Raw genomic sequence first — 6,575 nt, 5'->3', positions numbered from 1 at the left:
GGGGGCGCGCGCGGATCCCCGCCGCTCCTCCCCCGGGGGCGGGTGTGCGGGTGGCTGCGGGGCCGCTCTTTTTGGGGGGGGGACACCCCCCCCAAAAAGACTCACGGCCCCGTGCTCACCGGCACATACCAGCGGCCCCGTGCTCACCGGCACATACCAGCGGACAGGTCTTGGCCGCCGGTCGCGCACGCGGCTCAGGCCAGGCCGGTCGCTTCCAGCGAAGCCGGGTCGCTGTCGGCGAGCAGCTGGCGGCAGCGGTCGAACTCGTCGGCCTCGCCGATTCCCCTCGCGGCCTTCGCCAGCGCCGCGATCGAGCGGAGCACGCCCTGGTTCGGGGCGTGCCGCCACGGCACCGGCCCGAAGCCCTTCCAGCCGGCCTTGCGCAGCGCGTCCAGGCCGCGGTGGTAGCCGGTGCGGGCGTAGGCGTAGGCGGCGATGGTCTCGCCGCGGTCGAGCGCGGCCTCCGCGAGCGCAGCCCACGCGGCGCTGAAGGTGGGGTGGTGCGCGGCGACCTCGGCCGGGTCGGTGCCGGCGGCGAGTTCGCCCTGCGCGGCCTCGTTCTCCGGCAGCAGGGTCTCCGGCGGTTCCAACAGGTTCCTCGTCATGCGCCCAATCCTTCCAGGTGCGAAGACGGCCCGTCCGCCACCGGGCGAACGGGCCGTCTTCTCGATCAATCGAGCCGGGAAAGCACTCAGCCGGCGAGCATGCGGCCTGCCGACTTCAGGTTCTCGCAGGCGTGGGCGACGCGGGCCGCCATCGCCTGCTCAGCCACCTTCAGGTAGCTGCGCGGGTCGTAGGCCTTCTTGTTGCCGACCTCGCCGTCGATCTTCAGCACGCCGTCGTAGTTCTTGAACATGTGGTCCGCGATGGGCCGGGTGAAGGCGTACTGGGTGTCGGTGTCGATGTTCATCTTCACCACGCCGTAGGAGACCGCCTCGTGGATCTCCTCCAGCAGCGAGCCGGAGCCGCCGTGGAAGACCAGGTCGAACGGCTTCGAGCCGGCAGGCAGGCCGAGCTTCTCCGTCACCACGTCCTGACCCTGCTTGAGGATCTCCGGGCGCAGCTTGACGTTGCCCGGCTTGTAGACGCCGTGCACGTTGCCGAACGTGGCGGCCAGCAGGTAGCGGCCGTTCTCGCCGCTGCCGAGCGCGTCCACGGTCTTCTCGTAGTCGCCGGGCGCGGTGTAGAGCTTCTCGTTGATGTCGTTGGCGACGCCGTCTTCCTCGCCGCCGACGACGCCGACCTCCAGCTCCAGGATGATCTTGGCCTGGGCGGCGGCGGCCAGCAGTTCCTGGGCGATCTCCAGGTTCTCGTCCAGGTCGATGGCCGAGCCGTCCCACATGTGCGACTGGAACAGCGGGTTCTCGCCGCGGTTGACCCGCTCCTGGCTGATCTGGATCAGCGGCCGGACGAAGCCGTCCAGCTTGTCCTTCGGGCAGTGGTCGGTGTGCAGCGCGATGTTCACCGGGTACTTCGCGGCCACCACGTGCGCGAACTCGGCCAGCGCGGTCGCGCCGGTGACCATGTCCTTGACCTTGGTGCCGGAGGCGAACTCGGCGCCACCGGTCGAGAACTGGATGATGCCGTCACTCTCGGCCTCGGCGAACCCGCGCAGCGCCGCGTTGAGCGTCTCCGACGAGGTCACGTTGATGGCCGGGTAGGCGAATTCGCCCGCCTTCGCCCGGTCCAGCATCTCCGCGTAGACCTCGGGGGTCGCGATGGGCATCGGTCGTCCTCCTCGGGGTGGAGTTTGGTCTTGGTGACGGGGAGTCGCGCAGCATCCTACGAGCTCGTGCCCGCTGTCAGCGGGCACGTTCGGCCCGGTGCCACACTTTCGCGTCACAGTGCCCCAGCCGGGGGCGTTTTGGAAAGTCGGTGACAGGATTCAGAACGGCACGAATCCTGTGGACATCCTCACACGCTGCAGGTTCGGCGGCCAGAGAGCTCGCCGTTTCGATCTTGGTGGCGCGGCCGCTACGCCCAGGCGCCGGTGAGCAGGTTCCACTCGCGGACGGTGGTCTTGGCGATCACGCCGGCCTCGGTGTAGGGATCCGCGGCGAGGACCTTCCCGAGCTCGTCGGCGTCGGCGGCCTCGTAGATCAGCTGGGCGCCGAGGTTGTCGGCGAACGGGCCGCCGGCCAGCAGCACTCCGCGCTCGCCGAGTTCGCGGCAGTACTCCCGGTGCGCGGGTCGCACCTCGAGGCGGCGCTCCTCGTCCTCGCCGTACACCAGATCGACCACGAACTTGGCCATTTCTCGACACCTCCGCTGCAGATCACCGATCGGTATCGACGCTACCCGGTCGTGGTACCCGCACCAGTGGCCAGCCGGTAGGTTGTTCGATCATGGCCGGTGATTCGCACAGCGCCGAACGGAGCGTCGAGCAGACCCTCGGACACCTGCGTGCGCTGGACAGCGCCGCAATCGAGGCCCCGGCGCAACCGCTGACCCTCGAAGACCTGTACCGCCAGCAGCGCATGCGGATGGTGCGGCTGGCGATCCTGCTGGTAGACGATCCGGCGACGGCCGAGGACGTGGTGCAGGAGGCGTTCACCGGGCTGTACCGGAACTGGGCCGGGCTGCGCGACGCCCGCGCGGCGATCGGATACCTGCGGACCGCGGTCGTCAACGGCAGCCGCTCGGTGCTGCGGCGCCGCAAGACGGCTCGCGAGTACCAGCCGCCGCACCAGGCCGACGCCCGTTCGGCCGAGTCGCTGGCGATGTTGACCGCCGAGCACCAGGCGGTCGTGGAGTCGCTGGGCAAGCTGCCGCGGCGGCAGCGCGAGGTGCTGGTGCTGCGGTACTACGGAAACCTCACGGAAGCCGAGATCGCCGAGGCCACGGGCGTTTCGAAGGGCACGGTGAAGTCGACCGCGAGCCGCGGTCTGGAGGCCCTGCAGAAGCTGATGGGCAACTGATCGACGGGGAAGTCCGCGAAATCCCCGGCGAACGACACACCGATTTGGTGTAGACCATTGGGTGGCTGGTAGCGGAGGATCGTCGGCGTGACCGCACACGCCATCGCCGTAGACGTCGGCGGTACCGACATGAAGGCCGCCTTGGTGGCCGTCGGCCGCGATACCGCCCGGCAGTTGCGCCATGCCCGCCGCCCGACCCCGCGCGGCTCGGACGGCGCAGCGACCGCCGATCTCGTCGTCGAGGCCGTGACCGAACTGGTGTCCGAACTGCGCTCCGGCGCGGACTCGGTGGACGCCGTCGGCGTCGTGGTGCCCGGTGCGGTCGACGAGGCTCGCGGTGTCGGAGTGTTCTCCGCGAACCTCGGTTGGCGGGACGTGCCGCTGCGCGACCGGCTCGCCGCCCGCATCGACCTGCCGCTGGCCTTCGGCCACGACGTCCGCGCCGGCGGGCTCGCCGAGGCCCGCCTGGGCGCCGCCCGCGGCATGCGCGACGTGGTCGTGCTGCCGATCGGCACCGGGATCGCCGCCGCGCTGGTGCTCGGCGGCCAGGTCTACGCCGGCGGCGGCTTCGCCGGCGAGGTCGGGCACATCGACGTCGGGCACGGCGAGCCGTGCGGCTGCGGGAGCAGCGGTTGCGTCGAGGCCGTGGCATCGTCGGCTGCGGTCGCCCGGCGCTACCGGACGCGAACCGGGCGGGACGTCTCGGGCGCCGACGTCGCCGCCGCGGTGCGGACCGGCGATCCGGATGCCCAGGCGGTTTGGCAGGACGCGATCGACGCACTGGCCAGGGGGTTGCTGGTGCTCGTGACGGTCGCGGCGCCCGAGTGCATCGTGCTCGGCGGCGGGTTCGCGCAGGCCGGCGAGTTGCTCGTCGAGCCGCTACGCGCCCGGTTGGACGGCATGCTGGCGGCATACCACCGCCGCCCCCACCTCAAATTGGCCGAGCTCGGCGACACCGCGGGTTGCCTCGGTGCAGCGCTGCTGGCGACGGAAGGGTTGAAAACAACGTGAACGCTCCCGAACTGATCCTCGCCGGTGGGCATGTCGTAACCGCCGACGGAGTGCTGGACCGCGGTTGGGTCCAGGTCTCCGGCGGGCAGATCACCGCGGTCGGCGGCGGCCCGGCGCCGGCCGGCCCCGCCGTCGACCTGGCCGGCCGGTGGCTGGTGCCCGGCTTCGTGGACATCCACTGCCACGGCGGTGGCGGCGGCTCCTTCACCGGCATCGAGCTCGACCAGTCGCACGCCGCGATCAACACCCACCGCGCGCACGGCACGACGACGATGCTGGCCAGCCTCGTGTCGGCGCCGCTGCCCGATCTCGCCAAGCAGATCAGCGCGCTCAGCGAGCTGGTCGTCGACGGCGCGCTGGCGGGCATCCACCTGGAGGGGCCATTCCTGTCGGCGGCGCGCTGCGGCGCGCACGACCCGGCGATCCTCCGCCCGCCGGAGGCCTCTGCCGTCCAGCAGCTGCTGGACGCGGGGCGGGGCGCGGTGCGGATGATCACGCTGGCACCGGAGCTGCCGGAGTCGCTGACCGCCATCCGGCGGCTGGTGGACCAGGGCGTGATCGCCGCCGTCGGGCACACCGACGCCGTGCTGGACCAGGTGGTGCCCGCGGTGGAGGCGGGCGCGACGGTCGCCACGCACCTGTTCAACGCGATGCGCCCGCTGCACCACCGGGAGCCGGGCCCGATCGGCGTGCTGCTGGAGGACGAGCGGGTGACCGTAGAGCTCATCTGCGACCTGGTGCACCTGCACCCGGCGGTGGTGAAGCTGGCCGCCTCGCACGCGGGCACCGGGCGGACCGTGCTGGTCACCGACGCGATCAGCGCGACCGAGGCGGGCGACGGCACCTACGAGCTGGGCAAGCTGCCGGTCACGGTGACCGACGGCGAGCCGCGGCTCGCGGACGGCTCGCTGGCGGGCAGCACGCTGACCATGGACGTGGCGTTCCGGAACCTGGTCCGCAGTTGCGGCCTGACGGTGCCTGCGGCGGTAGCGGCGTCGTCGACGAAACCGGCGCAGCTGCTCGGCCTCGGCGACCGGATCGGCGAGATCCGCCCGGGCCTCGCGGCGGACCTGGTCGTGCTGGACTCCGACCTGGAGCTGGACGCGGTCATGAAGGACGGTGCCTGGGTGACCGAACCGAACTGAGCACGGTCGTCGCTGGTCAAGCGTCGTGAGTGCGTTGGAGTGCTATAGAGCCTGTTTTGGATGTGGTGACGTGCGGATGTGGTAACGCGGGCGTTTTGTCTTTGAAGCGGCGCAGCCGCTTAGCCCACCCACGCAACCCGCACCGCCGCGGGTTCACGGTGCCCACCCCTCCGGGGTTCTCCCAACGAGGACAACCCCGACGTGGTGAATTGGCATTCACGATGTCGGGGATCCCACAGCGAGAAGACCGCGGTGACTCCCGCAGGGGGGCCGCCACCCGCACCGCCACGCAGGACAAGTTTGGAAACAGCCTCTATCTACAGCAGTCCAAAGTACTCACGACACCTGACCTGCAACGGCCCTGCTCCGCGGTCTCCTCGCTTACGCTCGGGGGGTGACCCGACCCGACCCCGAACACGTCCTGTCGGCGGCGCTGCGCGCCCAGGCCGGGGGCAGCCCCGGCACGGCTCCGCCGCCTCCGCCCGCTCCGCCGCGCAAGCGCCTCCCGGTGGTCGGCGTGCTGTTGTTCGCGCTGCTCGTCGGGCTCCTGGCCGGGGCCATCGCCGGAGCGCTCACGCTGTTCCCGGTGGTGTGAGCCGACGCCCTCTACCGGGTGATCATGGGATTGCCCTGCGTGTTCGGTGGGCTTGCTCGCCCGGGGGTTGACGCAGGGGCGGTCACGGTACCGTTGGCAAGCGTGACGACCGAATTGCCCGCGATTGTCGACGCCGCCGCGAACACCCCCGCGCTCGCCCTGCTGCCGGACTGGCTCGATCCGGAGCACATCATCCAGTCGATGGGGCCGTTCGCCCTGATCGGCGTGTGCTTGATCATCTTCGCCGAGTGCGGCCTGCTCATCGGGTTCTTCCTGCCCGGTGACTCGCTGCTGTTCGTGACCGGCCTGTTCGTCGCCACCGGCGCTATCGACACCCCGATCTGGCTGGTGTGCGTGCTGCTCGCGGTGTGCGCGTTCGTGGGCAACGTGACCGGGTATTGGATCGGCCGCAAGGTCGGGCCGTCGATGTTCAGCAAACCGGACTCGAAGCTGTTCAAGAAGGAGCACGTGGACAAGACCCACGAGTTCTTCGAGAAGTACGGGGCGCGCGCGATCATCCTGGCCCGGTTCGTGCCGATCATCCGGACCTTCATCACCGCCGTCGCGGGCGTCGCGCAGATGGACCAGAAGAAGTTCTTCAGCTTCTCCGCGATCGGCGGCATCGCGTGGACCGTGAGCATGACGGTGCTCGGCTTCTTCCTCGGCAACATCCCGTGGATCAGGAACAACCTCGAAGCGATGGCGATCCTGATCGTGCTGGTCTCGGTCGTCCCGATCATCATCGAGTACCTGAAGAGCCGCCGCGAGAAGACCCGCAACGCCGCGAGCTGACCAGTCGCCACCTTCGCGCGGACAAGTGGTACATCTCAGCGGCCGAGGAGCGCTCCTTCCGCGCCGCCGCCCGCGCCCACCGCGCCACCGGGGCGGCGATCTACACCCACGCGG

At 70.5% G+C, this 6,575-nt stretch carries 8 protein-coding genes; 5 read left to right on the top strand and 3 right to left on the bottom strand.

Features of this window, described 5'->3' with window-relative positions; translation table 11 throughout:
* Positions 1 to 194 precede the first annotated feature (194 nt).
* From AB0I53_RS46505 to AB0I53_RS46495, 3 genes are all read right to left on the bottom strand, one after another.
* Positions 195 to 605: a DUF3151 domain-containing protein gene (locus AB0I53_RS46505; RefSeq protein ID WP_358616799.1), complete on the bottom strand. Its 411-nt coding sequence runs from the start codon at positions 603 to 605 to the stop codon at positions 195 to 197.
* 86 nt (positions 606 to 691) lie between these two features.
* Positions 692 to 1,726 carry a class II fructose-bisphosphate aldolase gene (fbaA, locus tag AB0I53_RS46500; protein ID WP_358616797.1) on the bottom strand — a complete coding sequence of 345 codons (1,035 nt, stop codon included), beginning with the start codon at positions 1,724 to 1,726 and terminating at the stop codon, positions 692 to 694.
* 248 nt (positions 1,727 to 1,974) lie between these two features.
* Positions 1,975 to 2,253, bottom strand: a complete 279-nt coding sequence (locus AB0I53_RS46495) for a YciI family protein (protein ID WP_358616795.1) — start codon at positions 2,251 to 2,253, stop codon at positions 1,975 to 1,977.
* Between the two features lie 92 nt (positions 2,254 to 2,345).
* Between AB0I53_RS46495 and AB0I53_RS46490 the strand changes: the two genes are divergently transcribed.
* The 5 genes from AB0I53_RS46490 (at position 2,346) to AB0I53_RS46470 (ending at position 6,461) form a co-directional block, all read left to right on the top strand.
* Positions 2,346 to 2,918, top strand: a complete 573-nt coding sequence (locus tag AB0I53_RS46490) for a SigE family RNA polymerase sigma factor (RefSeq protein WP_358616793.1) — start codon at positions 2,346 to 2,348, stop codon at positions 2,916 to 2,918.
* An 87-nt stretch (positions 2,919 to 3,005) separates the two neighbouring features.
* Complete coding sequence (locus AB0I53_RS46485) at positions 3,006 to 3,929, top strand: ROK family protein (RefSeq protein WP_358616791.1); 924 nt, start codon at positions 3,006 to 3,008, stop codon at positions 3,927 to 3,929.
* Entirely contained in the window at positions 3,926 to 5,074 is a 1,149-nt protein-coding gene (nagA, locus tag AB0I53_RS46480; protein WP_358616788.1) for an N-acetylglucosamine-6-phosphate deacetylase, read from the top strand. The genes AB0I53_RS46485 and nagA overlap by 4 nt, the downstream gene beginning before the upstream one ends.
* Before the next feature lie 394 nt (positions 5,075 to 5,468).
* Positions 5,469 to 5,669, top strand: coding sequence for a hypothetical protein (locus AB0I53_RS46475; protein WP_358616785.1), 201 nt, complete (start codon positions 5,469 to 5,471; stop codon positions 5,667 to 5,669).
* A 102-nt stretch (positions 5,670 to 5,771) separates the two neighbouring features.
* Positions 5,772 to 6,461, top strand: coding sequence for a VTT domain-containing protein (locus tag AB0I53_RS46470; protein ID WP_358616783.1), 690 nt, complete (start codon positions 5,772 to 5,774; stop codon positions 6,459 to 6,461).
* Positions 6,462 to 6,575 lie beyond the last annotated feature (114 nt).

This window comes from Saccharopolyspora sp. NPDC050389 (assembly GCF_040655595.1).
In the GTDB taxonomy this organism is placed as follows: domain Bacteria; phylum Actinomycetota; class Actinomycetes; order Mycobacteriales; family Pseudonocardiaceae; genus Saccharopolyspora.
The sequence above is the reverse complement of the archived record's forward strand: the minus strand, read 5'-3'. Positions and strand labels throughout refer to the sequence as shown.